Raw genomic sequence first — 22,790 nt, 5'->3', positions numbered from 1 at the left:
ATCAAGCCTTTTGTAAACTATCAAGCCTTACGTAAGGAGTCTCTTTTAAAGGAATTTTTATTTTCCCAAAACAAATTCCTAAAGTTGCAATAATTACAAGAATTGTTGCAAACATAAAGAATATACATAAAATAGCATTTATTATATTTGAAAACTTAACTTGTTTTGCAATTCCTATATCTTTATTGATTTTAGCAATCTCTGCTTCATCTGTGATTGTAGGTAATTTTGCTTCTAAATCAGCAATCTTTTTAATCTGAATTTGAGCAGTTGCAACATGACTTACAGCATTGTGAACTCTATCTCCCTCTTTAAAAGGTAATACTTTTTGAATTCCACCATACATAGTTGCAGTTAATACAAAAATTGCAGGTATTACTGTAACCCAAGTATATTTTGCTTTACCCATTTTAAACAATATTGCAGTTGCAAGTAATAAAGCCATACCAGCTAACATTTGATTACTTACTCCAAATAGTGGCCATAATGAGTAAATTCCACCTCTAGGATCGATTGTTCCTTGATATAAGAAATATCCCCATCCAGCAACACTTAAGAAAGTTGCAATAATCCCAGATATGTAGTTACTTGTATTTCCTAAAGGCTTATAAACATTTCCTAAAATATCTTGAACCATAAATCTACAAGCACGAGTTCCTGCATCAACAGCAGTTAAAATAAATAGAGCTTCAAATAAAATTGCAAAGTGGTACCAAAATCCCATCATATCAATTCCACCAAATAGCTCATGAAGTACAAGAGCAACTCCAATAGCAAATGTTGGTGCTCCACCAGTTCTTGAAAGAATTGTTTGCTCTCCAATATTTGTTGTAAGTGTTTTTATCTCTTCAGCAGTTACAGTAAATCCCCAACCTGAAATAGTTTGAGCAACATTTACTATATCTGTTCCAATAAATGCAGCAGGTGAGTTAATTGCAAAATATAATCCAGGATGTAAAATAGTAGCACATATTAAAGCCATTATAGCAACAGCACTTTCCATTAACATTGAACCATATCCAACAGGTAAAGCATGAGTCTCATTTTCAAGCATTTTAGGGCTTGTTCCACTTGAAATTAGAGCATGGAATCCACTAATAGCTCCACAAGCAATCGTAATAAATAAAAATGGGAAAATAGCTCCTGCAAAAACTGGACCAGTTCCATCAAAATATTGAGAGTTAGTTTTTGGCATTTGAATATCTGGAGCAACAATAATTATTGCAATAGCCATAAGTAGAATTACACCAATTTTCAAAAAAGTTGATAGATAATCTCTAGGTGCTAATAAAAACCAAACAGGTAAAATAGCAGCTATAAAACCATAAGCCATCATAATAATTGCTAATGTTGGAGCATCAAAAGTAAATCTTGCAGCCCAAACTGGATCAGCAGCAATAACACTTCCATAATGAATTGCTAAAATTAGAAGAATAAATCCTATAACTGAAGCTTCTCCAACTTTTCCAGGTCTTAAGTATCTCATATAAATACCCATAAAAATAGCAATTGGAATTGTCATAGCAATAGTAAATAATCCCCAAGGAGATTCAGCAAGTGCTTTTACAACAACCATTGATAAAATAGCAATAATAATTAGCATAATACCAAATATTGCAATCATAGTAACAGCACCTGTAAATGTTCCTAACTCATCTTTTATAATTTCACCTAAAGATCTTCCATCTCTTCTTGAAGATATAAATAAAACCACAAAATCATGAACAGCACCAGCAAATACTCCACCTACAAGTATCCAAAGCATTGAAGGTAAATATCCCATTTGAGCAGCTAAAATTGGACCAACAAGTGGACCAGCACCAGCAATTGCAGCAAAGTGATGACCAAATAAAACAGATTTATTTGTAGGAACATAATCTCTTCCATCATCATGAATCATTGCTGGAGTTGCTCTATTCTTATCTAGTTCTAAAACTTTATAAGCAATAAATCTTCCATAAAATCTGTATGCAATCATATAAATACACACAGCAGCTACAACTAAGTACATAGCTGAAACTGTTTCACCATTTTGTAAAGCTAAATAGCCAAAACAAATAGCCCCGACAATGGCTATTAGAAGCCAAATAAGTTTGTTCATCGTAAACCTCTCTAAAAAAAATATAAATTCAATTCTATTATAACACAAAAGATTATAAGTAAAAGTTTAAAATATTCTTTATCTTGTTTTTTAGTAAATTTTGAATATAATAGAAAATAAAATAATTTTAAAGGTATGATATGGGATTAGGTGTAGGTATAGTAGGACTTCCAAATGTAGGGAAAAGCACAACTTTTAATGCTTTAACAAAGGCACAAAATGCAGAAGCTCAAAATTATCCCTTCTGTACAATTGAGCCAAATAAGGCGATAGTTCCAGTTCCTGATAAAAGATTAGATGAATTAGCAAAGATAGTAAATCCAGATAAAATTCAGCATTCAACTATCGATTTTGTTGATATTGCAGGGCTTGTAAGAGGTGCTAGTAAAGGTGAAGGATTAGGAAATCAGTTTTTATCAAATATTAGGGAAGTTGAAGTTATTTTACACATGGTAAGATGTTTTGAAGATGGAAATATTACTCATGTTGAAGGGGATGTTAATCCTTTAAGAGATATAGAAATAATTGAAACAGAGTTAATATATGCAGATATTACTCAGCTTGAAAAGAAAATTGATAGATTAAAAAAACAAGCAAAAGGTAGTAAAGAAGCAGCAACTCAATTAGTAATTGCTGAAGAGTTATATGCTCATATTGGTGAATTACAACCTGTTAAAACTTTTGAAAATAGAGATAACGAAGCATTTATAAGTTTGGATAAAGAGCTTAGATTTTTATCAAATAAAGATGTAATTTATGGAGTAAATGTAGATGAAGATACTCTATCTACTGGAACAAATAAATATGTAGAGATGGTAAAAGAGTATGCTTCTGGTGTGAATTCTGATGTTATAGTTCTTTGTGCAAAAATAGAAGAGGAACTTGTAGGTCTTGAAGATGATGAAGCAAAAGCATTTTTAGATGATTTAGGAGTTGCTGAGTCTGGATTAGAGCAAATTATTCAAAAAGCATTTGATAAATTGGGGCTTCAAAGTTACTTTACAGCTGGAAAAGTTGAAGTGAGAGCTTGGACTATAAGAAAAAATACAAAAGCACCACAAGCAGCAGCTGTTATTCATAATGATTTTGAAAAAGGTTTTATAAAAGCAGAAGTAATATCATATGAAGATTTTATAAAGTTTGGCGGCGAAACAAAATGTAAAGATGCTGGAAAACTAAGACTTGAAGGTAAAGATTATATCGTTCAAGATGGTGATGTAATGCACTTTAGGTTTAATGTATAAAATATAATATATTTGGGGAAAAATTATGAATGATAAAATAGTTCAAAAAATAGAATCTTTACCACCATTACCGAAAACTATTATTGAAATTGAAGAGTTTAGAAAAAAACCAGATAAAGAGTTAGGTGAGCTTTTAAGAATTATTGAAAAAGATGCTTTAATTGTTTCAACTTTACTTAAAATTGCTAATTCTGCAATGTTTGGATTTAGAACAAAAGTTGAAGCACCTAGTAGGGCTTTAAATCTTTTAGGAATTAATTTTACAGTTTCTATAGCAATTGGCGGAAGTATTCAAAATTTATTAAAAGCTAGTTTAAAACCTTATGGTATTACAAGTGATGATTTTATGAAAGGTTCAAATATTGCTTCTTCTTTAGCAAATATTTGGCTTTCAAGTTTTGAAATTGAACATCAAGATGATATTATTTTAGCTTCACTTTTGCAAGAAGTAGGAAAATTTGTTTTGGCTTCTATTATTGTTAGTGATGGAAAACAAGATGAATTTTTTGCCAAAGTTGAAGCTAGTTCAGTTAAAGATGCAGAGTATCAGTTTTTACAAACATCGACATCAAAAGTAACTGCTCAAATTTTTAGACATTGGAAGTTAAGTGATAATTTAATAAATCTAATAGAGTTTGTAGATGATATAGCAAATGTAGAAGAAGGGTTCAAACAAGGAGTTCAAATTTTAGATGTTATTAGAACAGCAGCAAGTGTAATTGAGCCTTTAAGTGATGAAAATGTTAATAAAGCTTTAAAAAAAGCACAAATTTATGGATTTGATATGGAGATTTTAAAAACTTCTATTGAGGATTTAAAAAATAAATTAGTAGAGAATGAAGAGATATAAAATTTATTAAAGCCCTAGAAGTAGAATTTCAAAAAGATTTTCTACTTCACTATCATTTAAATTTATAGTTTTTTTTGACAAAAAAAGCTCTTTTATTTTTTTATAATCAAAAACTTTTCCTTTTATACACTCTTTATGAACTGGTAAGAAACCTCTTAGAATTGATAAATTACTACTTATTTCTATTTCACAAATTAAACATTCAAAATCTATATGAAGTCTTCCTTCATGTTCTAAAAGTAATAAATATGACTCTAAAATAGCTCTATAAACATTTTGCTTCTCTATTTTTAAAACTAAATTATCTAGTAGAAAAAAATAAAAAGGCTCTAACTCTTCGAGCTCTTTTAAATGAGAATAGAAGAGTTTTAAATATCTTTGCCAAGCATACATTTTTTGGCTATTTAGAATCCAAGGAAAACCTAACTGAATTACATCTTTTAATCTTGCAATTGATGATTTTGTTTTTTCTAGTTCAAAATCTATTTTATAACCAATATTGATATTCGAGTGTCTTGCTCCATAAAATCTATATGAAGATATAAGCTCGTTTTCACATAAAAGAGTAACAATTAAATCATCATCTTTTACAGCTTTTATATCAATAATGTAACCTTGCATTTTTAATTTTCGTCTAAACCTTCAAGCATATCTTCTATCTCGTCAAAAATCTCTTGAGCTTCTTCATCATCAATTTCACCAGATTCTAAATCTTTTAAAATCTCTTCAAAATCTTTTTTCATATCTTGCATATTTTTTAGTTCTTCTTTTAATTCAGGAGTCTCTTTTTTTGCTGCAATTATTTCGAAAATTTCATCTATATACTCTTCTATTTCTATTAAAACTTCCTCTTTTATTAACTCTTCAAGCTCTTTTTGGATACTCATTTTTACACCTTTTTTTTAATTTCTGGATTATAACAAAAGATTTCTAGCCTTTTGCTTCAATAATATCGTATAATTTATTCGATATAATATTAGCGATAAATTTTAAGGAGACTATAATGTCATATTTTAACGGTGTTTCTATTGCAAAAGCTGCAAATATTTTATATGATGGAAATATTACAAGTAGAGCAATTACATTTGAAGATGGTTCTAAAAAGACTTTAGGAATTATGCTTGCTGGTGAGTATGAATTAAATACTGTAAATAAAGAAATTATCGATATTCAAAGAGGAAAAATCGATTTATTACTTCCTGCTTCTGATTGGCAAGAGTTTGAAGGTCCTGCTTCTTTTGAAATTCCTGCAAATACAAAATTTAAACTAAGAGTACACTCTTTAGTTGATTATTGTTGCTCTTTTATTAAAGAATAACTTCAATTAATTTTATTAAACAATGCGAAAAAAATCGCATTGTATTAATGATGCTTTTTAGGAATCATATCCAAAGTTATTTCATCAAATTTGAAAATATTTTTACCTTGATGATCTTTTAAAAACTCTTTAGCACTATTTTCATCTTTAAAAGGTATAAATTCATTTCCCATAGGTCCCATGACATTTGAACCTACTACAAAAAAAGCACTTTTTGCATTAATTTGCTCTAAAGTATAATAATCTGTTACATTAATTGAGATATCATTTAACGCTACATCTTTTGCATATTTTGCTGGTTCAAAGTAAAATTTAAACATATCTTTTGGTCCATCGAAATAGAAAGTCTCTTTGGGAGTTTTAATTGTACTTACCCAATTTGTATATTTAGATACAAACATACCACAAACTTGACATTTTGCATCTTTTGGAATATTTGAGTTTATATTTGTATCACTAGACATTTCATGATTGTGATGATTCATTTCTTGCATATTATGGTTTTTGTGTTCCATTGCAAATAAAGAAGTACTTAAAAGTAATATTGAAACTAAAATTGATTTTTTCATAATTTTCCCTTTTTTTGATATGAAAAAGTATATAAAATAAAGGTTAAGTTTTTGTTAAACTTTTTATTTTTAAATTTAAAAAATTAAAGATATTTTGCAAAACTTTGATACACTTCGCTTATGAATAAAGAAGATTTTTTTATAAAACAGATATCAAATAGTAAGTATAACGGTGATGATGGTGCATTTATAGATGGATATGTTTACTCTATGGATGCTTTTTTTGAAAATGTTCACTTTAAAAAAGAGTGGATGAGCTTAAAACAAATAGCTTATAAATCAATGTTAGTAAATATTTCAGATGCTATTGCTATGAATGCTAAACCAAAATATGCACTTATTTCAGTAGCAATTCCAAAAACCTATACAAATGAAGATTTAATACAACTTGCAAGTGGCTTTAAAAAAGCTGCAAAAGATTTTGGTTTTGAGATTATTGGTGGAGATACTATTGAAAATCATAAACTTGATATTAGTATTACAATTATTTCAAAAACAAAAGAGCCAATATTTAGAAATAGTGTTCAAGTAGGTGATTATATTTGTTATACAGGGAAATTAGGAAATTGTAAGAGAGATTTAGAATCTTTATTAGATGGGAAAAAAATCAAAAAAGATTCAAAATTCATAAAACCTCTTTTAAAAGCAGATTTTTTTTATGAAGCAGCAAAATATATAAATGCTTCAATGGATATAAGCGATGGACTTTTTTTAGATTTAGAGAAACTTTCAAAAGCTTCAAATGTTGGTTTTGAGTTTTTTAAAACTATAAAAGAGGAGATTGGAACATCAGGAGAGGAGTATGAGATACTTTTTTCATGTAATCAAAAGAGCTTAAAAAAGATAGAAGATATTGCAAGAAAATATACAGTAAAGATAAATATTTTTGCCAAAGCTGTAAAGGGAAGCTATAAAAGTAGTTTTCCAAACCACCATTTTAAAAATTAAGGAAATTAAAGTTGAAACTACAAAGATATTTAAACCACTCAAGCATTGATGTGGTTTTTAAACAAAGTAAAGATGATTTTGTGGTAAATGAAGTACCACTTTATGAGTTTAGTGGAGAGGGTGAACATCTTATTTTAAAACTTAGAAAAAAAGATTTGGCAACTTGGGATGCTATTGAAATTTTGGCAAATTATCTAAAATGTAGCACTAGAGAGTTTGGATATGCAGGATTAAAAGATAAAAATGCTATGACTGTTCAGCATATTTCAGTTCACAGAAAATATGAAGAGATTTTAAAAGAGTTTTCACATGAGAATATTAAGATTTTAGAGACAACTTATCATAATAATAAGATAAAAATAGGGCATTTAAAAGGGAATAACTTTTTTATAAGACTTAAAAGAGTTGGGCTTGTTGAAAAACGAAAAATTGAAGAAGCATTTTCTAAAATTGCTACTTTTGGAATGCCAAACTATTTTGGATTTCAACGATTTGGAATTGATGGAGAAAACTATAAAAAAGGAAAAGCTATAGTTGAAGGAACTTTAAAAGAGCGAAATCGAAATCTTAAACAGATGTTTATAAATGCTTATCAAAGCTATTTGTTTAACTCTTGGCTTTCAAAAAGAATAGAGATTTCAAAATTAATAGAGGCTTTTGAACCAAAAGAGATTTATACTAAATTAAATCTTCCACTTGAGGAGGTAAAAAGAGCAAAAAAACAACCCCATCCTTTTAAAATATTAACTGGAGATTTATTTAGTCATTATCCATTTGGAAAGATATTTATAATTGATGATTTAGAGGCTGAAAGCCAAAAATTCTTTGATAAGGATAGAGTTCCAACAGGGCTTTTATCTGGAAAAAGAGTAAAAAAATCTGAAAATTTTGCACAAGAGATAGAAAAAGAGTTTGAAGTAGATATGAATGAAGATGGTGCTAGAAGGTTTGCTTTTATTTTTCCTGAAAATTTAGAGAGTAATTATAAAGAGGATAAAAATCATATGGAACTTAGTTTTTATCTTCCAAAAGGCTCTTATGCAACAGAACTTATAGCTGAAATTTTACATAAAGAGTTAAGTTAAAAAAAGATAGACTAAAAAATAACATAATTAAAAAAGCAAAAAGGGGATAAAATGGCTTATGAAGATACTATTTTACAGCTTTGTGAAGTTATAAAAGAGTCTGAAAATAATGCACAAGATATTTTTAATAATACTGAGGCAATAGATAATTTTTTAGAAGAGTTATCTTTGCCACTTCATCAAAAAAATAAACTTTCAAATTTTATTTCTAATATTTATGGACTTTTACAAAATCAAGATTTACATAGACAAAAAATAGAAAAAGTTGTAAATTTTGTTTGTGATAATAATGGAATAGATAAAACAAAGTACAATTTAGCCCCTAGTGCCAAAAATATTGATGCAAGTGAAGATACATTAAGCCAAGAAGATTTAGAAGCTCTGATTAAGAGTATGTAATTTTAGTTTATTTTTTTAAGGGGATTAAAAATCCCCTTTTTTTATCTTTTTTATTTACAAGCAACTTTTTTTATCTCATTTAAATCTTCAAAAAGTTTTAAAGAGTTTTGTTCTATATCTTTTGCTTTTGCATTTAAAATATCATTAGTCGCTTTTTTAGAGTTTAATTTTACTAAATTTTGTAAATCACTAAAGAAAACTTTATTTTGCTGATTAATCTTTTCTATTAAATTTAAATCAACATTTTTACCTGAATTTTGTAGATTTTCTAACCATTCATTTATATTGCTACTTTGTGAAATTGCAAACTCTTCAAAGTTTGATAGTTTAGAATAAACATCATCTTTATCTTTTAAAAGTTTCACTTTTAATAAAGCTGTATCATAAACTAAATCAACATCACAAACTTTGTTTAAGCTATCTTCTAGAAATGAGGCTCTAGCTGCAGCTGTTACTAAAGAGCTTGACATAGAAGCTATCTCATTTGCCATAGCTGAAATCTCTTCAGCAACTTGTGCATTCTTTTGTGTTGATTGATCAAGTAAATTAACTGCATCATTTATCTGCATAATTCCTTTTTCTTGCTCTTTTGAAGCTTTTGCAACATGGTCTATTGTCATAATTGTATTTGAAATATTTTGATTTAATTCATTAAATCCTTCTATCATATTGTTAGAGATATCTTTTCCTGTTTTTGCTTTTTGTCCAGCTTTTTCAACTATTGCTTTTATCTCTTTTGCTGCTTCTGCACTTCTATTTGCTAAATTTCGTACTTCACCTGCAACAACGGCAAACCCTTTTCCAGCTTCTCCAGCAGTTGCTGCTTCAACAGCTGCATTAAGTGATAGAATATTTGTTTGGAAAGCAATTTGATCTATTACTTCAATTGCTTCATTTATAGAACTTACCTCTTTAAAAATATCATCCATAGATTTTGCAGTTTCATTTGCAAGATCTTCTCCATTTTTAGCTGAAACATTTAGTTTTTGTGCTAATGAAGCCATTTGAGTAGTTGCTTGTGTATTTGCTTGTATTGTACCTGTTATCTCTTCCAATGCTGCTGCTGTCTCTTCTAGTGAAGCTGCTTGAGAATTTGAAGAAGTAGAAAGATTATTAGATGCACTAGATAGTGTTTGAGTACTATTTTTTAAAGAGTTCCCTGTATTCATAATCATAGCTAAGATTTCAGAAGTATTATTCCCTACAAGTTTAATTCCAGCAACAAGTGAACCTAAATTTCCATGAATTCCTTTGTCATCCATAACATAATCATATTTTGATTCAGAATAGTTTCTAAGGGTTACATTTATTTTATCTAAAGTCTCTTTTGTTTTTTCTATCATTAGATTTAGTTTATTTTTTAAATCTTCAACATGAACATTTGAAGCTTTACTATTTACTTTATAAACAAAGAAACCATTTGAAGTTTTTTCTATAATATCATTTGCTTCTTCTATTACAATTGCATCTTGTTTTAAACCATCACGAACTTTATTCATATAAGAGTTAAATAGATTTGCAACTTCTCCTATTTCATCTTTTGATGTTACTTCTAACTTTATATTTGTATCATTTGAATGAAGTAGATTTTCAAATCCTTTTTTCAAATTTTCTATAGGATTTGTAGCTTTTCTTACAGCAATAAAGATTAAAGTAATAGTAATAAGTCCTAAAACAAGAGAGATAAAAGAGATTTCTTTTAATAAAGAAGAGATTCTTGCATCAGTTTCAGCTAAAGAGAAAGTTAGATCCATAACTCCTATTACATCACCTTCATTTTGATTTGCATGACATGCCATACATTCGGCTGTTGCAATCATTGGTTTTATCATTCTAATAGTATGCTCACCTTTTTCTTGTGTTTGAATAATTTGATTCTCTTTTGATTCAAAACTTTTTAAAACTTCTTTATCTGTTGTATAAGGAGTTTTAGATTCATAAAGCTCCATTAAAGGTTTCCCTTTTGCAACAGTTAGATTTTTTACACCTTTTATATTTCTTGCTTCTGCTTCAGCCTTTGCTATTAAATCTGGATCTCCAGTATTCATAGTATTTCTTAGAGTTTGAAAAATAGAAGCATTTAACATCTCCAAATTATCTTTTGCATTTGCAATAGAATCTTTTGTAACTTTTGTTGTTGTAGAATAAACTATAGTTATACTACTTATAAACATTAAAATAAATAGAGCAAAAATGATTTTGTTACTTATTTTTTTCGTTATTATTTCTAACATATCTCTCCTTTATAATGTTTAAGCGTAATTATTATATAATAAAGATTATTTATTAAATATTAACTTGTCCTAAAAAATTATTAAATTTATAAAAAAAATTAATTAAAGAGATTTAAAATATGATTATTGGCTTAATAGGAAAAATTTTAAAGAAAGAACCAACGATAATTCAGTTAAATGTGAATGGAGTTATTTATGAGGTTTTTGTTTCATTAAATTGTAGTTCAAAAATTATTTCTGATGATGTGAAATTAGAAATCACTGAAATTATAAGAGAAGATGCTCATAGTTTATATGGGTTTTTAGATAGCAATGAGAAAAAATTATTTGATACTGTTATTAAAATAAATGGAGTTGGTCCAAAAGTAGCACTTGCTATTTGTTCAACTTTTACACCTACTTCATTTTCACAAATTATTACAAATCATGATATAAATATGTTAAAAAGAGTTCCTGGTATTGGACCAAAAGGAGCTAGTAGAATTCTAGTAGAGCTTAGTGGATTTATTGTAGATGGTTCAAATCAAGATGAAGCAACAAATATAAATCTTGAAGCATCTATGGCTTTAGAGTCTTTAGGATTTAAAAAAGATTTAGTTACAACAGTTTTGAAAAGTTGTACAAGTGCAACTACAAGTGAGCTTGTGCGAGAAGCACTTAGAAAATTACAAAAATAAATTTTAAAAGGGAAAATTATAATGAAAATAGCAATACTTTTTGGTGGATTAAGTTTTGAACATGAAATTTCAATAGTAAGTTCAATTGCGATGAAAGACGTTTTGAAAAATGAGTTAATATATTTTTATATAGATTCTAAAAGAGAGATTTATGAAATTCCAACTTTTAAAATAAACTCAAAACTATTTAGTAGTGGAGAGTATAAAAAATGTCCAAAAGTTTATTTTAAAATGAATGGTTTTTATAAAGAGACAGGATTTTTAAAAACTAAACAAAATATAGATTTTAATGTAGTTTTAAATTTATCTCACGGTGGAGATGGTGAAGATGGAATTTTATCATCAGTTTTAGATTTTTATAATATCCCTTTTATTGCACCAAGAACTGAAGCTTGTGTAGTTAGTTCAAATAAATTTATCACAAAAGGTTATGCTCAAAGTGTAGGTGTAAATACATTAGATTATAGATATTTTACAAAAAATGATAGTGTAAAAGTTGATATGTTTCCAGTTATTTTAAAGCCAGTAAAATTAGGGAGCTCTATAGGAGTTGCTATTGTGAAAAATCAAGAAGAGTTAGATTATGCACTTGATGTTGCTTTTGAATTTGATGATGCAATTATTATTGAACCATTTATTAGTGGTGTAAAAGAGTATAACTTAGCAGGAACTAAAGTAAATGGAGAGTTTATTTTTTCTATTATTGAAGAGCCACAAAAAACTGAGTTTTTAGATTTTGATAAAAAATATTTGGATTTTTCGAGAACTTCAAAAGCAAAAGAGGTTGATTTAGGTGAGAAATTAAATAGTGAGATAAAAGAGTCATTTAAAAGATTGTATAACACACTTTTTGAAGGCTCAATCATTAGATGTGATTTTTTTGTTATAGAAGATAAAGTTTATTTAAATGAGATAAACTCTATTCCTGGATCAATGGCAAACTATTTATTTACTGATTTTCAAGATGTATTTAATAAAGTTGTTTTAAATCTTCCAAAGAAAAAACAAATTCCAGTTACATTTGAGTATGTAAATAAAATTCAAGTTGCAAAAGGAAAATAGATTTGGCAATAAAGCATCTTGTAATTGAGGGTAAAAGTTTTGAATTATCTTATGAATTAGTAAATCCTACAAAAACAAAGGATATTTTGTTTTTACATGGTTGGGGTTCAAATAAAGATATTATGAAAATGGCTTTTTCAAACTATTTTAAAGATTTTAGACATATTTATTTAGATATGCCAGGGTTTGGAAAAACTCAAAATTTATATGTTTTAAATACAAATGATTATTCAAAAATAGTAAAAGAGTTTTTGAAAAGTTTAAATTCAAATTGTGTAGCAATAGCGGGGCACTCTTTTGGTGGGAAAGTTGCAACACTATTAAATCCAGAAAATTTAATATTACTTAGTAGTGCAGGGATTTTGGAAGAGAAATCACTAAAGGTAAAAATAAAAATATTTTTTGCTAAACTTTTAAATAATTTAGGTTTAAAAAATTTTACAAAAGTTTTTAGAAGTAAAGATGTTGATAAAATGAGTGAAAATATGTATGCTACTTTTAAAAATGTGGTAGATGAAGATTTTAGCTCAAATTTCGAAGCTTTTTCAAATAAAGCTTTCATATTTTGGGGAGAAGAGGATAGTGCAACATCTTTGGAATCTGGAGAAAAGATAGCTAGTTTGATAAAAAATTCTAGTTTTACATCATATATAGGTGATCACTATTTTTTCCTAAAAAATGCAGAAAATATAAGTAAAAGAGTGGAAGATGGAATATCTTAGTATTATTACACATATTATTTTAATAATGAGTTTAGGTTGGTATTTAATTACAAACCTTCAATGGTATAACTATAAACTTGATAGAGTTATTTTTAAGCACCATAAATGGCAGTGGCATATAACATATTTCCTATCTCCTATAATTCTTTTTTACCTAATACCAGAACCATATTTTGCAGCATATTTTTTTATTGTATATTTTACAAGTTTTATTTTATGGAATAGAAAACTTACAAATCCACTTGTAATGACTGCTAGAGTAAAAAGATTTTTAGCGATACTTCTAATTTTAGCATTTATTGTAATTGCTTTGTGTTTGACTTTTGAAGATTGTGTTAAAAAAATTATTTTTATTCCTTTAATTTTAACTTATATTCTAAGTTCTATTTTAGAAAGATTATTTTTTATCTCATTTAAAAATAGAGCAAAACAAAGATATAAGAGTATAGTAGGGTTAAGAACTGTTGCAATTACAGCATCTTTTGGAAAAACTTCAATTAAAAACTTTTTATACCATGTTTTAAAATCAAGATTTAAAGTTTATAAGACTCCAAGAAGTGTAAATACAATTGCTGGATTAGTTCTTGATGTTAATAGAGATTTACCTCTTGATACACAAATTTATATAGCTGAAGCAGGGGCTAGAATAAAAGGTGATATTGAAGAGATAGCACTATTTTTAGAACCACAAATTTGTGTTATTGGGAGTGTTGGAGAACAACATATTGAGTATTTTAAAACTTTGAATAATATTATTCTTACAAAAATGGAACTTTTAAAATCTCCTAGAATGGAGATGGGTTTTGTTCATGAAAGTGTTCCTATAAAAGATTATCCCAAAATTACAAAATTTCCAAATAATTTAAATATTTTAAAAAGCACACTAGATGGTATTTGGTTTGAGGTTGAAGTTGGTGGAAGAGTTGAAGAGTTTTATGCACCAATTTTAGGAAGTTTTAATGCTATTAACCTAACGGCAGTTATTTTGGTAGCTTATAATTTAGGAATGAGTATTTTAGAGATAAAAGCAGCTCTTACAACTATTCCACAGGTTGAACATAGGCTTCAGAAAATAGAAGCAGGTGGAAAAATAATTTTAGATGACTCTTTTAATGGAAATCTTGAAGGTATGCTTGAAGCTATAAAAATATCTTCAACTTATGATGGAAGAAGAGTTATTATTACTCCTGGTCTTGTTGAAGCAACGGATACGGCAAATATTATGCTTGCAAAAGTTATAAATGAGACTTTTGATTTAGTAATAGTAACTGGAAGTTTAAATACTCATATTTTTACATCAAATATAGAAAGAGATAAAATAATGATTTTAAAAGATAAATCTCAAATGCAAACCGTTTTGGCAAGTAGTACAAGAGTTGGAGATTTGATTTTATTTGCAAATGATGCACCAAATTTTATATAAGGCTAAATAATGGAACATATTTATGCACCTTGGCGATACTCTTATGTAAGTGAGAAAAAATTAGATGAGTGTGTTTTTTGTCATATCTCAAAAAATAGAGATAATGAAAAATATCAAGTTTTGTTTAGTGATGAGTTTTGTTATGTAGTTATGAATAAATATCCATATAGCCCAGGTCATTTTATGGTGGTTCCACACTTTCATACTTCTAATATAGAAGATTTAGAAGAAGAGATTTGGCAAAGAGTATCAAAAAGAGTAAGACAAGCAGTTAAACTTTTAAAAGAGACTATGCCGTGTGAAGGTGTAAATATTGGAATGAATTTAGGAAAAGCTGCTGGTGCTGGAATAGAACAACATGTTCACTATCATTTAGTTCCAAGATGGATTGGAGATACAAATTTTATTACTACAATAGGAGAAACAAGAGTTTATCCTACTTCTTTTGAAGAGATCTTTTTAAAACTTAAAAATAATATAGAAAAATATTTCTTATAGTTTTTATGTTAATATTCTCCTAAATTAAATAATAAAGGGAGAAAATGAAAAGATTTATTCAAAAATTTTACAAAAATAACTTTGTCTATGGGACAAAAGAAAAACTTTCAAAGATTACAATATTAGCTATTTTAGTACTAAATATTATTGTCTATTATATACTTAGTGAAGGTTTGAGTTTTCAAACAAAATTTGTAAATAGTCCAAATCAAACTTTTTCTAGATCTTGTTCAACTGTTGTGCAAGGTAATTTAAAAGATTTTAATTCATATATATATGGAAAAAATTATAGTGTACAAGATGACTATTACTATGGAAAATATGATAAGTATGAGAGAAATTTTGAATTACTGGATAACAGATGTAAAAATATAGCAACTTTGCTACAAAATATAAAAGATGAGATTGATGTTCAAGATATCATAAAAAAAGATAGAGTTTTATTATCAAATGAGTATAAAATTGAAGATCAAATAAACTATCTAAGAAATAACTATAATACAGTTTTATTCGAGAAAATGGCTACTCAAGATAGTGATAAATCTATTATTGAAAACAATATAAATAGTGAAAATATAAAAGAGAATTATGATAAGAATATAAAAGAGTTAGATGAGATAAAAAAACAAAGAGCTGATTTATCAGACTCTTTCGAAAACTCAAAAAGTGTTCAATCACTAATTTCTTATGTGGATAGTATAAAAGATTCATATTTAGAAGATGAAAAATCTGCTTATAAAATTTATTATTATAAAGTTGATATTATAAGTTTACTATTCTTATTGCCAATGCTTTTAATATTTTTCTATTTAATGAAAAAATATATAAAAGATGAAAAATATATTTTATATGTAATATTTAAAAATCTTTTAGTTGTTACATTAATACCAATTTTATATACAATTTTTATAATAATTTATAAATTTTTACCAAAAGTTTTTATATCAAAATTAATAGAGTTTTTCTATAATCTTGAGATTCCTTTTGTAGTTTATTATCTTCTTATAATTATTTTTGTTATAATTTTTGCATTTATTATTATCAAAATACAAAAGAGATTTAAAGAAAATAATGAAAAATTAAAAAATAATAGAATCTCAAAAATTCAATCATTTAATCAAAATCTTTGTAATAGCTGTGGAAATAGAGTCTCATATATAACAATGAACTATTGCCCTTGTTGTAAAGATATTTTACAAATTGAGTGTAAATCTTGTGGAAAATTTACTATAAATGGTCTACATTTTTGCCAAAATTGTGGACATGAGTTAAAAGAGTAGGATAAATCCTATTCTTAAATTCCACTTACTAAGTATATAAAAACTATATTTTATTCCTTTTATTAAGGAAATAAAATTATATATTTTTCTTGCAAACACCCATAAATCTTGACATTTAACATATTTTAAGTTATAATCCGCGTCCACTTAATGTGGTTAGAGCCAATTTATTGGTGTCTAACGAGTTCTTTAAAGGAAAAAATATATGGAAAAAATCAGATTAAAGCTAAAAGCTTATGATCATAGAGTTTTAGACAGAAGTGTTGCTTCAATTGTTGAAGCTGTTAAAAGAACTGGTGCTGATTTAAGAGGTCCAATCCCTCTTCCTACGAAAATCAGAAGATATACAGTTATCAAAGGTCCTCACGTAAACAAAGATTCAAGAGAGCAATTTGAAATTAGAGTTCATTCAAGAATTATTGATATCATAGCAGCTACTGCTGATACAGTTGATTCATTAATGAAACTTGACCTTGCTCCTGAAGTTGATGTTGAAGTAAGATCAATGGGTCAAGAATAATAAGAAAGGGTAATACAAGATGGAATTCATAGTTCAAAAAATCGGTATGAGTAGAACAGTATCTGTTCCAAGTACAGCGGTTACACTTTTAAAAGTTCTTGATACAAAGGTATGTCAAGTTACTGATGGTGTAGCATTAGTTTCTTATAGCAATGGTAAAAAAATTAACAAAGCTATAGAAGGTCAACAAAAAAAATATAACCTATCTAAAGAGTTTAACAAATTTGCAACAATTACTGTAGCAAATAGTGAAGCTGGAGACTTAGATGTTTCAGGATTAGGTGAAGCAAAAGTAGTTAAAACAACTTTTAAAACAAAAGGTAGAGGTTTCTCTGGTGTTGTAAAAAGATGGAATTTTGCCGGTGGAAGAGGTTCACACGGACATAGAATGGGTAAAAGAACAGGTTCAATTGGTAACTGTGAATTTCCAGGAAGAGTTCAACCAGGTAAAAAGATGCCAGGGCAATACGGAAATACAAATGTAACTGTAAAAAATGAAATTCTATCATTTGATGCAGAAACTGGAATTTTAGTTCTTAAAGGTTCAGTATCTGGAGCTAATGGAAGACTAGGTAAAGTAAAGGTTGCTAAATGAGTAAAGCAATAGTATTAAATGCAAATTTTGAAAATAGTGGTGAAGTAGTTTTACCAGCAAGTTATGAAGAGATAAATAAACATAACTTATATTTATATGTTAAATCATATTTATCTTCTTTAAGAGCAAACACTGCAGCTGCTAAAACAAGAGCACAAGTAAGTGGTGGTGGTAAAAAACCTAAAGCTCAAAAAGGTAGTGGTGCTGCTAGATGGGGTTCTAAAAGATCTCCTTTATTCGTTGGTGGGGGAGTTGTTTTTGGTCCTACTAAAAGAAACTATGAGCAAAAAGTAAATAAAAAACAAAAAGCTTTAGCACTTAAATATGCTTTAAATGCACAAGCAAACAATGGTTCACTTTTTGTTGTTGATTCTATCAAATTAGAGTCAGGTAAAACAAAAGATGCGGTTGCAGTTTTAAGTAAAATAAATAAAAGAGATACATTAATTGTTGTTGATACAATTGATGAAAAAACTTATTTAGCATTTAGAAATATTAAAAACTGCTATGTGGTAGAAAAACAAGAAGTAAATGCTTATTTAATTGCAGTTTACCACTCTGTGCTAATTGAAAAATCAGTACTTGATTTATTAACAAAAGAGGCTTAAGATGGCAGATATTACAGATATTAAATCAATTTTATATACAGAAAAAACAATTGAGCTTCAAGAAAATGGTGTAATCGTTGTTCAGACTAGTCCTAGAATGACTAAAACAGGTTTAAAAGAGGTTTTTAAAGAGTATTTTGGAGTAACTCCAACAAAAATTAACTCTTTAAGACAAGATGGAAAAGTTAAAAGATTTAGAGGGAAACTTGGAAAAAGAGTTGATTTCAAAAAATTCTATGTAACATTACCAGAAGGCGCAGCAATTGCGAACCTTTCAGCATAAGGAGTAAAAAATGTCAATTAAAAAATTTAGACCAATAACTCCTGCTAGAAGATTTATGTCAGTTATCGATAGCTCTGATATTACTTCAAAACCAACAGTTAGATCTTTACTTGTAAGAGTAAAAGCTGCAGCTGGTAGAAATAATAACGGAAGAATTACTTCAAGACACAAAGAAGCAGGTGCTAAAAAATTATATAGAATTATCGATTTTAAAAGAGATAAATTTGGTATTGAAGGTACTATCGCAACTGTTGAATACGATCCATATAGAAATTGTAGAATCTCTTTAGTATCATATGTTGATGGAGATAAAAGATATATTATTCAACCTGCTGGTTTAAAAGTTGGTGATAAAGTACAATCTGCTATTTCAGGACTTGATATTTTACCAGGAAATGCAATGCAATTAGCAAATATTCCAGTTGGTACAATGGTTCATAATATTGAATTAAAACCAGGAAAAGGTGCACAATTTGCTAGATCTGCTGGTGGTTATGCTCAAATTATGGGTAGAGAAGATAAATATGTTATCTTAAGATTACCATCAGGTGAGATGAGAAAAATTCTTGGTGTTTGTATGGCTACTATTGGTGTAGTTGGAAACGGAGATTATATAAATATGGTAGTTGGAAAAGCTGGTAGAAGTAGACACCTAGGTATTAGACCTCAAACAAGAGGATCTGCTATGAACCCTATTGATCACCCACACGGTGGAGGGGAAGGTAAAACTAACTCTGGAAGACATCCTGTTACTCCATGGGGTATGCCAACTAAAGGTTATAAAACTAGAAAGAAAAAAGCTAGTGATAAACTAATCATTTCAAGAAGAAAGAAATAAGGGTATAAAATGGCAAGATCAATAAAAAAAGGTCCATTTATAGATGCACACTTATTAAAAAAAGTAGTAAGTGCAAATGCTGCAAAAGATAAAAAACCAATTAAAACTTGGTCAAGAAGATCTACAGTATTACCAGATATGATTGGATTAACATTTAATGTACATAATGGAAGAAACTTTGTTCCTGTATTAATTACAGAGAACCATGTTGGATATAAATTAGGTGAGTTTGCACCAACTAGAACATTTAAGGGCCACAAAGGTTCTGTTCAAAGAAAGGCGTAATGATGGCAAGAGCAATATTAAAATTTATTAGAGTTTCTCCAATTAAAGCAAGACTTATTGCTAGAGAAGTTCAAGGAATGAATGCAGAGTATGCAATTGCATCTTTACAATTTACTCCAAACAAAGCTGCTGGAATTATCTCAAAAGTTATAGCTTCAGCTGTTGCAAATTCTGGTTTAGATCCTGTTGATGCGGTTATTACATCAGCTAGAGTTGATAAAGGACCAGTTTTAAAAAGATTTACTCCAAGAGCAAGAGGTTCAGCGTCACCAAAGCATAAACCAACTGCACATATTATGATTGAAGTAGCTGCTTCTACAAAAGGAGACAAATAATGGGTCAAAAAGTTAATCCAATAGGTTTAAGATTAGGAATTAATAGAAACTGGGATTCAAGATGGTTCCCTAAATTTGAAACAATGCCTGCAAATGTAGCTGAAGATGACAAAATTAGAAAATTTGTTAAAAAAGAGTTATATTATGCTGGAATTGCTCAAACAGTTATCGAAAGAACTGCTAAAAAAGTAAGAGTTACAGTTGTTGCTGCAAGACCTGGAATTATCATTGGTAAAAAAGGTGCAGATGTTGAAAAACTAAAAGATTCTTTATCTAAACTTGTAGGTAAAGAGATAGCAGTTAATATTAAAGAAGAGAGAAAACCTCAAACTTCTGCTCAATTATCTGCTGAAAATGTTGCTCAACAATTAGAAAGAAGAGTTGCATTTAGAAGAGCAATGAAAAGAGTTATGCAAAATGCATTAAAAGGTGGAGCAAAAGGTATTAAAGTATCTGTTTCTGGAAGACTTGGTGGAGCTGAAATGGCTAGAACTGAGTGGTATTTAGAAGGAAGAGTTCCATTACATACATTAAGAGCAAGAATTGATTATGGTTTTGCTGAAGCTCACACAACTTATGGTTGTATTGGTATTAAAGTATGGATTTTCAAAGGCGAAGTATTAGCTAAAGGAATTCCAACTGAAAAAGCTGAAACAAGTGAAGCTAGACCAAAAAGAAGACCTGCTAAGAAAAGAGGTAAATAATCATGTTAATTCCTAAAAGAACAAAATTTAGAAAAATGATGAAAGGCCGAAATAGAGGTCAAGCTCATAGAGGTAACTCTTTAGCTTACGGAGATTTCGGAATTAAAGCTCTAGAGCATGGTAGAATTGATTCAAGACAAATTGAAGCATCAAGAATTGCAATGACTAGAAAAGTTAAAAGACAAGCGAAAGTTTGGATTATGGTATTCCCTGATAAACCACTTACTGCAAAACCATTAGAAACAAGAATGGGTAAAGGTAAAGGTTCAGTTGATAAATGGGTAATGAACATTAAGCCAGGAAGAATTTGTTTTGAAATGGCAGGTGTTGGTGAAGAGTTAGCAAGAGAAGCTTTAGCTTTAGCTATGCACAAATTACCTTTTAAAACTAAAATTGTAACAAGAGATAGCGAAAATGAACTATACTGATTTAAAAGATAAAAACTTGAATGAATTACAAGTACTATTAAAAGAGAAAAAGGTGCTTCTTTTTGAATTAAAAGCTAAGCTAAAAACTATGCAGTTGACTAATACTTCTGAACTAAGAACAGCAAAAAAAGATATTGCTAGAATTCAGACAGCTATTACAGCTTCAAAAGCTAACTAAGGATCTAGTATGACACATAAAAGAGAGATTCAAGGTGTAGTAGTAAAAAGATCAGGTGATAAAACAGCTTCTGTTTTAGTTACAAGATCAGTTTTACACCCAAAGTATCACAAAACTGTAAAAAGATTTAAAAAATATTTAATTCATGATGAAAAAAATGAATTAAATGTTGGAGACACTGTAGTTGCAGTTGAATGTAGACCATTGTCAAAAACTAAATCTTTTAGATTAAAGACAATCCTTGCTACAGGAGTTAAATAATGATTCAAAGTTTTACAAGATTAAATGTAGCAGATAACACAGGTGCTAAAGAGATTATGTGTATCAAAGTTTTAGGTGGTTCTAAAAGAAGATATGCAACTGTTGGTGATGTTATTGTTGCTTCTGTTAAAAAAGCTCTTCCAACTGGAAAAATTAAAAAAGGTCAAGTTGTTAAAGCTGTAATTGTAAGAACTCATAAAGAAGTTCAAAGAGAAAATGGTTCATTAATTAGATTTGATGACAATGCAGCTGTTATTTTAGATGCTAAAAGAGAGCCTGTTGGAACAAGAATTTTTGGACCAGTTGCCAGAGAAGTTAGATATTCAGGATTTATGAAAATCGTTTCACTTGCACCGGAGGTACTATAATGGCTATTAAATTAAAAATTAAAAAAGGTGATACAGTTAAAATTATCACTGGTGATGACAAAGGTAAAACTGGAGAAGTTCTAAAAGTATTACCAAAAGAGAACAAAGTAATCGTTAAAGATTGTAAAGTTGCTAAAAAAACTGTTAAGCCTGATCAAGAAAAAAATCCAGATGGTGGATTTATAAATAAAGAGATGCCAATTGATATTTCAAATGTGGCAAAAGTAGAAGGGTAAGAAATGGCATCAAGATTATTAGAAAAATATAAAGCTGAGATTAAACCTGTACTTGAGGCAGAGTTTGCAAAAAATAAAACTTTAACAGCTAAAATTGATAAAGTTGTTATCTCTGTTGGTGCTGGTGAAGCGATGAAAGACGCTAAATTAATCCAAAATATGCAAGATACAATCTCTTTAATAGCTGGTCAAAGAGCAGTTAAAGTTATTGCAAAAAAATCTGTTGCTGGATTTAAAGTAAGAGAAGGAATGCCTGTTGGTATTAAAGTTACATTAAGAGGTGAAAATATGTATCACTTCTTAGACAAATTATGTAATGTTGCATTACCAAGAGTAAAAGACTTTAGAGGTTTAAATAGAAATGGATTTGATGGTAGAGGAAACTTTAACTTTGGTCTTGATGAGCAATTAATGTTCCCAGAAGTAGTTTATGATAACATCATTAAAACACATGGAATGAATATTTCAATAGCAACTTCTGCAACAAGTGATGCAGAATCATATAGATTGTTAGAATTAATTGGAATTCCATTTACAAAAGGAAGAGCGTAATGGCAAAGAAATCTATGATCGCTAAACAACAAAGAACACCTAAATTTGCTGTAAGAGCATATACAAGATGTTCTGTTTGTGGAAGACCTCACTCTGTTTATAGAGATTTTGGTTTATGTAGAGTTTGTTTAAGAAAAATGGCTAACGAAGGTTTATTACCTGGTGTTAGAAAAGCTAGTTGGTAGGAGA

General features: G+C 28.6%; 32 protein-coding genes. 27 read left to right on the top strand and 5 right to left on the bottom strand.

Annotation, left to right across the window (positions count from 1 at the left end; all coding sequences use genetic code 11):
- Position 1 precedes the first annotated feature (1 nt).
- A complete protein-coding gene (locus tag AFAEC_RS07610) occupies positions 2-2,101 on the bottom strand; it encodes a carbon starvation CstA family protein (protein WP_026805347.1) in 2,100 nt (699 codons plus the stop codon).
- Positions 2,102-2,241: 140 nt separating this feature from the next.
- Here AFAEC_RS07610 and ychF point away from each other — a divergent pair, with 140 nt between their 5' ends.
- Together ychF and AFAEC_RS07600 are read left to right on the top strand one after the other, a co-directional pair.
- Positions 2,242-3,345, top strand: coding sequence for a redox-regulated ATPase YchF (gene ychF, locus AFAEC_RS07605; RefSeq protein ID WP_026805348.1), 1,104 nt, complete (start codon positions 2,242-2,244; stop codon positions 3,343-3,345).
- A gap of 25 nt (positions 3,346-3,370) precedes the next feature.
- Positions 3,371-4,195, top strand: coding sequence for an HDOD domain-containing protein (locus AFAEC_RS07600; RefSeq protein WP_225442367.1), 825 nt, complete (start codon positions 3,371-3,373; stop codon positions 4,193-4,195).
- A 6-nt stretch (positions 4,196-4,201) separates the two neighbouring features.
- Here the strand turns inward: AFAEC_RS07600 and recO are convergent, their stop codons facing one another.
- Positions 4,202-4,816, bottom strand: coding sequence for a recombination protein RecO (recO, locus tag AFAEC_RS07595; protein ID WP_026805350.1), 615 nt, complete (start codon positions 4,814-4,816; stop codon positions 4,202-4,204).
- A gap of 2 nt (positions 4,817-4,818) precedes the next feature.
- Positions 4,819-5,082: a hypothetical protein gene (locus AFAEC_RS07590; RefSeq protein ID WP_026805351.1), complete on the bottom strand. Its 264-nt coding sequence runs from the start codon at positions 5,080-5,082 to the stop codon at positions 4,819-4,821.
- A 116-nt stretch (positions 5,083-5,198) separates the two neighbouring features.
- On the opposite strand from AFAEC_RS07590, the gene ppnP reads away from it, so the two are divergent.
- Positions 5,199-5,513 (top strand): pyrimidine/purine nucleoside phosphorylase, encoded by a 315-nt coding sequence (gene ppnP, locus AFAEC_RS07585; RefSeq protein WP_026805352.1) that lies wholly within the window; start codon positions 5,199-5,201, stop codon positions 5,511-5,513.
- A gap of 44 nt (positions 5,514-5,557) precedes the next feature.
- Here the strand turns inward: ppnP and AFAEC_RS07580 are convergent, their stop codons facing one another.
- Entirely contained in the window at positions 5,558-6,082 is a 525-nt protein-coding gene (locus AFAEC_RS07580) for a nitrous oxide reductase accessory protein NosL (RefSeq protein ID WP_026805353.1), read from the bottom strand.
- Between the two features lie 120 nt (positions 6,083-6,202).
- Between AFAEC_RS07580 and AFAEC_RS07575 the strand changes: the two genes are divergently transcribed.
- Genes AFAEC_RS07575 through AFAEC_RS07565 form a run of 3 tightly spaced genes read left to right on the top strand, consistent with a single transcriptional unit; the run spans position 6,203 to position 8,514 of the window.
- Positions 6,203-7,030, top strand: coding sequence for a thiamine-phosphate kinase (locus tag AFAEC_RS07575; protein ID WP_026805354.1), 828 nt, complete (start codon positions 6,203-6,205; stop codon positions 7,028-7,030).
- 11 nt (positions 7,031-7,041) lie between these two features.
- On the top strand, positions 7,042-8,115 hold the full coding sequence (truD, locus tag AFAEC_RS07570) for a tRNA pseudouridine(13) synthase TruD (RefSeq protein ID WP_026805355.1): 1,074 nt from the start codon (positions 7,042-7,044) through the stop codon (positions 8,113-8,115).
- A gap of 51 nt (positions 8,116-8,166) precedes the next feature.
- Positions 8,167-8,514 carry a hypothetical protein gene (locus AFAEC_RS07565; protein ID WP_026805356.1) on the top strand — a complete coding sequence of 116 codons (348 nt, stop codon included), beginning with the start codon at positions 8,167-8,169 and terminating at the stop codon, positions 8,512-8,514.
- A 50-nt stretch (positions 8,515-8,564) separates the two neighbouring features.
- On the opposite strand, the gene AFAEC_RS07560 is transcribed toward AFAEC_RS07565, so the two are convergent.
- On the bottom strand, positions 8,565-10,748 hold the full coding sequence (locus AFAEC_RS07560; protein WP_026805357.1) for a methyl-accepting chemotaxis protein: 2,184 nt from the start codon (positions 10,746-10,748) through the stop codon (positions 8,565-8,567).
- A gap of 119 nt (positions 10,749-10,867) precedes the next feature.
- Here AFAEC_RS07560 and ruvA point away from each other — a divergent pair, with 119 nt between their 5' ends.
- From ruvA to AFAEC_RS07455, 21 genes are all read left to right on the top strand, one after another.
- Entirely contained in the window at positions 10,868-11,425 is a 558-nt protein-coding gene (ruvA, locus tag AFAEC_RS07555) for a Holliday junction branch migration protein RuvA (protein WP_026805358.1), read from the top strand.
- 21 nt (positions 11,426-11,446) lie between these two features.
- Positions 11,447-12,487, top strand: coding sequence for a D-alanine--D-alanine ligase (locus tag AFAEC_RS07550; RefSeq protein WP_026805359.1), 1,041 nt, complete (start codon positions 11,447-11,449; stop codon positions 12,485-12,487).
- Between the two features lie 2 nt (positions 12,488-12,489).
- Positions 12,490-13,209, top strand: a complete 720-nt coding sequence (locus AFAEC_RS07545; protein ID WP_026805360.1) for an alpha/beta fold hydrolase — start codon at positions 12,490-12,492, stop codon at positions 13,207-13,209.
- Entirely contained in the window at positions 13,196-14,632 is a 1,437-nt protein-coding gene (locus AFAEC_RS07540; RefSeq protein WP_026805361.1) for a Mur ligase family protein, read from the top strand. The genes AFAEC_RS07545 and AFAEC_RS07540 overlap by 14 nt, the downstream gene beginning before the upstream one ends.
- 9 nt (positions 14,633-14,641) lie before the next feature.
- Positions 14,642-15,130 carry an HIT family protein gene (locus tag AFAEC_RS07535; protein WP_026805362.1) on the top strand — a complete coding sequence of 163 codons (489 nt, stop codon included), beginning with the start codon at positions 14,642-14,644 and terminating at the stop codon, positions 15,128-15,130.
- Between the two features lie 44 nt (positions 15,131-15,174).
- Positions 15,175-16,410 carry a hypothetical protein gene (locus AFAEC_RS07530; protein WP_026805363.1) on the top strand — a complete coding sequence of 412 codons (1,236 nt, stop codon included), beginning with the start codon at positions 15,175-15,177 and terminating at the stop codon, positions 16,408-16,410.
- Between the two features lie 205 nt (positions 16,411-16,615).
- On the top strand, positions 16,616-16,930 hold the full coding sequence (gene rpsJ / locus AFAEC_RS07525) for a 30S ribosomal protein S10 (protein ID WP_024776077.1): 315 nt from the start codon (positions 16,616-16,618) through the stop codon (positions 16,928-16,930).
- Between the two features lie 19 nt (positions 16,931-16,949).
- Complete coding sequence (rplC, locus tag AFAEC_RS07520) at positions 16,950-17,525, top strand: 50S ribosomal protein L3 (protein WP_026805364.1); 576 nt, start codon at positions 16,950-16,952, stop codon at positions 17,523-17,525.
- Positions 17,522-18,133, top strand: coding sequence for a 50S ribosomal protein L4 (gene rplD, locus AFAEC_RS07515; protein ID WP_026805365.1), 612 nt, complete (start codon positions 17,522-17,524; stop codon positions 18,131-18,133). The genes rplC and rplD overlap by 4 nt, the downstream gene beginning before the upstream one ends.
- A gap of 1 nt (position 18,134) precedes the next feature.
- Positions 18,135-18,416 (top strand): 50S ribosomal protein L23, encoded by a 282-nt coding sequence (locus AFAEC_RS07510; RefSeq protein WP_024776080.1) that lies wholly within the window; start codon positions 18,135-18,137, stop codon positions 18,414-18,416.
- Positions 18,417-18,426: 10 nt separating this feature from the next.
- The gene (gene rplB, locus AFAEC_RS07505; RefSeq protein WP_026805366.1) at positions 18,427-19,254 is read left to right on the top strand and encodes a 50S ribosomal protein L2; all 828 of its coding nucleotides are present in this window, start codon (positions 18,427-18,429) and stop codon (positions 19,252-19,254) included.
- A 9-nt stretch (positions 19,255-19,263) separates the two neighbouring features.
- Entirely contained in the window at positions 19,264-19,539 is a 276-nt protein-coding gene (rpsS, locus tag AFAEC_RS07500; RefSeq protein ID WP_024776082.1) for a 30S ribosomal protein S19, read from the top strand.
- A gap of 2 nt (positions 19,540-19,541) precedes the next feature.
- Positions 19,542-19,874, top strand: coding sequence for a 50S ribosomal protein L22 (gene rplV, locus AFAEC_RS07495; protein ID WP_034216216.1), 333 nt, complete (start codon positions 19,542-19,544; stop codon positions 19,872-19,874).
- Positions 19,874-20,578 carry a 30S ribosomal protein S3 gene (gene rpsC, locus AFAEC_RS07490; RefSeq protein ID WP_026805367.1) on the top strand — a complete coding sequence of 235 codons (705 nt, stop codon included), beginning with the start codon at positions 19,874-19,876 and terminating at the stop codon, positions 20,576-20,578. The genes rplV and rpsC overlap by 1 nt, the downstream gene beginning before the upstream one ends.
- A gap of 2 nt (positions 20,579-20,580) precedes the next feature.
- On the top strand, positions 20,581-21,006 hold the full coding sequence (rplP, locus tag AFAEC_RS07485; protein WP_024776085.1) for a 50S ribosomal protein L16: 426 nt from the start codon (positions 20,581-20,583) through the stop codon (positions 21,004-21,006).
- Complete coding sequence (rpmC, locus tag AFAEC_RS07480; protein ID WP_026805368.1) at positions 20,993-21,184, top strand: 50S ribosomal protein L29; 192 nt, start codon at positions 20,993-20,995, stop codon at positions 21,182-21,184. Before rplP ends, rpmC begins: the two co-directional genes overlap by 14 nt.
- A 9-nt stretch (positions 21,185-21,193) precedes the next feature.
- Positions 21,194-21,445 carry a 30S ribosomal protein S17 gene (gene rpsQ / locus AFAEC_RS07475; protein ID WP_026805369.1) on the top strand — a complete coding sequence of 84 codons (252 nt, stop codon included), beginning with the start codon at positions 21,194-21,196 and terminating at the stop codon, positions 21,443-21,445.
- Complete coding sequence (gene rplN, locus AFAEC_RS07470; RefSeq protein WP_024776088.1) at positions 21,445-21,813, top strand: 50S ribosomal protein L14; 369 nt, start codon at positions 21,445-21,447, stop codon at positions 21,811-21,813. The genes rpsQ and rplN overlap by 1 nt, the downstream gene beginning before the upstream one ends.
- A complete protein-coding gene (gene rplX / locus AFAEC_RS07465) occupies positions 21,813-22,049 on the top strand; it encodes a 50S ribosomal protein L24 (protein ID WP_026805370.1) in 237 nt (78 codons plus the stop codon). Before rplN ends, rplX begins: the two co-directional genes overlap by 1 nt.
- Before the next feature lie 3 nt (positions 22,050-22,052).
- Positions 22,053-22,601, top strand: a complete 549-nt coding sequence (gene rplE, locus AFAEC_RS07460; RefSeq protein WP_026805371.1) for a 50S ribosomal protein L5 — start codon at positions 22,053-22,055, stop codon at positions 22,599-22,601.
- Entirely contained in the window at positions 22,601-22,786 is a 186-nt protein-coding gene (locus AFAEC_RS07455) for a type Z 30S ribosomal protein S14 (protein ID WP_004510833.1), read from the top strand. Before rplE ends, AFAEC_RS07455 begins: the two co-directional genes overlap by 1 nt.
- The last annotated feature ends 4 nt before the right edge of the window (positions 22,787-22,790 follow it).

Source organism: Aliarcobacter faecis (assembly GCF_013201705.1).
GTDB lineage: Bacteria > Campylobacterota > Campylobacteria > Campylobacterales > Arcobacteraceae > Aliarcobacter > Aliarcobacter faecis.
Note: the sequence above shows the minus strand (reverse complement) of the source record. Positions and strands in the feature narration are given on the sequence as shown.

What these genes read in the sequence shown, in the direction of transcription:
- AFAEC_RS07610 (WP_026805347.1), bottom strand. Translation starts at nt 2,101, where the DNA reads ATGAACAAACTTATTTGGCTTCTAATAGCCATTGTCGGGGCTATTTGT.
- ychF (WP_026805348.1), top strand. Translation starts at nt 2,242, where the DNA reads ATGGGATTAGGTGTAGGTATAGTAGGACTTCCAAATGTAGGGAAAAGC.
- AFAEC_RS07600 (WP_225442367.1), top strand. Translation starts at nt 3,371, where the DNA reads ATGAATGATAAAATAGTTCAAAAAATAGAATCTTTACCACCATTACCG.
- recO (WP_026805350.1), bottom strand. Translation starts at nt 4,816, where the DNA reads ATGCAAGGTTACATTATTGATATAAAAGCTGTAAAAGATGATGATTTA.
- AFAEC_RS07590 (WP_026805351.1), bottom strand. Translation starts at nt 5,082, where the DNA reads ATGAGTATCCAAAAAGAGCTTGAAGAGTTAATAAAAGAGGAAGTTTTA.
- ppnP (WP_026805352.1), top strand. Translation starts at nt 5,199, where the DNA reads ATGTCATATTTTAACGGTGTTTCTATTGCAAAAGCTGCAAATATTTTA.
- AFAEC_RS07580 (WP_026805353.1), bottom strand. Translation starts at nt 6,082, where the DNA reads ATGAAAAAATCAATTTTAGTTTCAATATTACTTTTAAGTACTTCTTTA.
- AFAEC_RS07575 (WP_026805354.1), top strand. Translation starts at nt 6,203, where the DNA reads ATGAATAAAGAAGATTTTTTTATAAAACAGATATCAAATAGTAAGTAT.
- AFAEC_RS07565 (WP_026805356.1), top strand. Translation starts at nt 8,167, where the DNA reads ATGGCTTATGAAGATACTATTTTACAGCTTTGTGAAGTTATAAAAGAG.
- AFAEC_RS07560 (WP_026805357.1), bottom strand. Translation starts at nt 10,748, where the DNA reads ATGTTAGAAATAATAACGAAAAAAATAAGTAACAAAATCATTTTTGCT.
- ruvA (WP_026805358.1), top strand. Translation starts at nt 10,868, where the DNA reads ATGATTATTGGCTTAATAGGAAAAATTTTAAAGAAAGAACCAACGATA.
- AFAEC_RS07550 (WP_026805359.1), top strand. Translation starts at nt 11,447, where the DNA reads ATGAAAATAGCAATACTTTTTGGTGGATTAAGTTTTGAACATGAAATT.
- AFAEC_RS07540 (WP_026805361.1), top strand. Translation starts at nt 13,196, where the DNA reads ATGGAATATCTTAGTATTATTACACATATTATTTTAATAATGAGTTTA.
- AFAEC_RS07535 (WP_026805362.1), top strand. Translation starts at nt 14,642, where the DNA reads ATGGAACATATTTATGCACCTTGGCGATACTCTTATGTAAGTGAGAAA.
- AFAEC_RS07530 (WP_026805363.1), top strand. Translation starts at nt 15,175, where the DNA reads ATGAAAAGATTTATTCAAAAATTTTACAAAAATAACTTTGTCTATGGG.
- rpsJ (WP_024776077.1), top strand. Translation starts at nt 16,616, where the DNA reads ATGGAAAAAATCAGATTAAAGCTAAAAGCTTATGATCATAGAGTTTTA.
- rplC (WP_026805364.1), top strand. Translation starts at nt 16,950, where the DNA reads ATGGAATTCATAGTTCAAAAAATCGGTATGAGTAGAACAGTATCTGTT.
- rplD (WP_026805365.1), top strand. Translation starts at nt 17,522, where the DNA reads ATGAGTAAAGCAATAGTATTAAATGCAAATTTTGAAAATAGTGGTGAA.
- AFAEC_RS07510 (WP_024776080.1), top strand. Translation starts at nt 18,135, where the DNA reads ATGGCAGATATTACAGATATTAAATCAATTTTATATACAGAAAAAACA.
- rplB (WP_026805366.1), top strand. Translation starts at nt 18,427, where the DNA reads ATGTCAATTAAAAAATTTAGACCAATAACTCCTGCTAGAAGATTTATG.
- rpsS (WP_024776082.1), top strand. Translation starts at nt 19,264, where the DNA reads ATGGCAAGATCAATAAAAAAAGGTCCATTTATAGATGCACACTTATTA.
- rplV (WP_034216216.1), top strand. Translation starts at nt 19,542, where the DNA reads ATGGCAAGAGCAATATTAAAATTTATTAGAGTTTCTCCAATTAAAGCA.
- rpsC (WP_026805367.1), top strand. Translation starts at nt 19,874, where the DNA reads ATGGGTCAAAAAGTTAATCCAATAGGTTTAAGATTAGGAATTAATAGA.
- rplP (WP_024776085.1), top strand. Translation starts at nt 20,581, where the DNA reads ATGTTAATTCCTAAAAGAACAAAATTTAGAAAAATGATGAAAGGCCGA.
- rpmC (WP_026805368.1), top strand. Translation starts at nt 20,993, where the DNA reads ATGAACTATACTGATTTAAAAGATAAAAACTTGAATGAATTACAAGTA.
- rpsQ (WP_026805369.1), top strand. Translation starts at nt 21,194, where the DNA reads ATGACACATAAAAGAGAGATTCAAGGTGTAGTAGTAAAAAGATCAGGT.
- rplN (WP_024776088.1), top strand. Translation starts at nt 21,445, where the DNA reads ATGATTCAAAGTTTTACAAGATTAAATGTAGCAGATAACACAGGTGCT.
- rplX (WP_026805370.1), top strand. Translation starts at nt 21,813, where the DNA reads ATGGCTATTAAATTAAAAATTAAAAAAGGTGATACAGTTAAAATTATC.
- rplE (WP_026805371.1), top strand. Translation starts at nt 22,053, where the DNA reads ATGGCATCAAGATTATTAGAAAAATATAAAGCTGAGATTAAACCTGTA.
- AFAEC_RS07455 (WP_004510833.1), top strand. Translation starts at nt 22,601, where the DNA reads ATGGCAAAGAAATCTATGATCGCTAAACAACAAAGAACACCTAAATTT.